Annotated in this window: 1 protein-coding gene; it reads left to right on the plus strand. The window is 57.8% G+C overall.

Annotation, left to right across the window (positions count from 1 at the left end; all coding sequences use genetic code 11):
• Nucleotides 1-33: 33 nt before the first annotated feature.
• On the plus strand, nt 34-1,340 hold a 1,307-nt coding region (locus EN738_RS34325; protein ID WP_135899136.1), incomplete at its 3' end, for an MmgE/PrpD family protein.

Here is a 1,340-nt window from a genome sequence, read left to right on the forward strand (position 1 = left end):
TCGCGAAACAAGCGGATATATTGGAGTATCTCAGTGCGGGCCATATCTGAACTCGCCGAGTTCGTTAGCAGCTACCCAGGAAGTGCACTGCCTGCGGCGACACGGCGTACAATCTCGTTGCTCATATTAGACCTTATCGGTGCCACGGCTGCGGGCCTGCGATCGCCATTAGCTGATGCTGCCAGAAAATCGGCACTGGAAGCCTATGGCGAAGGCCCGATCAGCATTTGGTTGACTGAAAATCCTTCTAGTGTGGTCGGCGCCGCGATGGCCAACAGCGCTGCGGCAAGCGCGCTGGACATCGATGACGGTCATCGCGGCGCAGCAGGCCACGCTGGTGCCGGCGTTATTCCCGCCGCCTTGGCAGTGGCTCAGGCTGTTGATTCGTCTGTGGCCGAGACGATGGTTGCAATTGCGCTCGGATACGAAATCGGTCTGCGAATCGCGAGCTCTCGTCCGGTTGCGGCAATCGATACGTATGCGACTGGACGCTGGGTCGGCTACGGGGCTGCGGCTGCAGCTAGCCGTCTCTTGGGTTTGAGTGCCACGGAAACCGCTCATGCGTTAGGTATTGCCGGATCCGAAGGACCAATCGTCTTCTTAACCGCAAACTCCAAATTCGAGGGCAGCACGATCAAGGAAGGGATTCCCCCTGCCGTGGTTGCAGGTATCACCGCCGCCTATCGCGCACGGGCAGCCGCAACCGGACCTCTTGACCTTCTCGATGACGACGACCGTTTCACCCGCCATGTCCTGACAAGCAATCTTGGGTCGTCGTGGGAAGTTGAAAAATGCTATCTTAAGCCATATGCATGCTGCCGCTACATCCACGCAGCTATCGATGCGATACTTGCGATGCGTCGCGATGGGCAAGATATCCGCAAGCTGCGGATCGAAACTTTCCCACAAGCGATGCGCCTTGCAAACGAGCGCGCCCCCAGCACCTTGGAGGGGGCTCAATACAGCTTCTATTTTAGTTGCGCACTGGCCGCTTTGTACGGGCGGGAAGCCCTACAGCCTGTTCAACCTGAACGTCTCACTGACGTACGCGTCATTGAGTTGGCCGGACGTATTGAGCTTGAAGCGTCCTCCGATTTCGCTTCGGCGTTTCCAGCCGAAACGCCAGCCCGCGTTGTCATGGATCAAGGAAAAGGGCAGGAAGAAATGATTGTACGACACCCCCTTGGAGATGTCCTGCGCCCTTTATCGACCGATCAGATCTGGGAGAAATTCAAGGGCCTCAGCAGAGAGAACGTTCACCCGCGGTGGCAGGACGAGATCCTCTCGGCAATAGGCAACCTCGAAACGGCAGGCCTTGGGCCCCTTCTGGATGCCCTCTC

Origin of the sequence: Mesorhizobium sp. M4B.F.Ca.ET.017.02.2.1 (assembly GCF_003998955.1) — a bacterium.
Lineage (GTDB): Bacteria > Pseudomonadota > Alphaproteobacteria > Rhizobiales > Rhizobiaceae > Mesorhizobium > Mesorhizobium abyssinicae.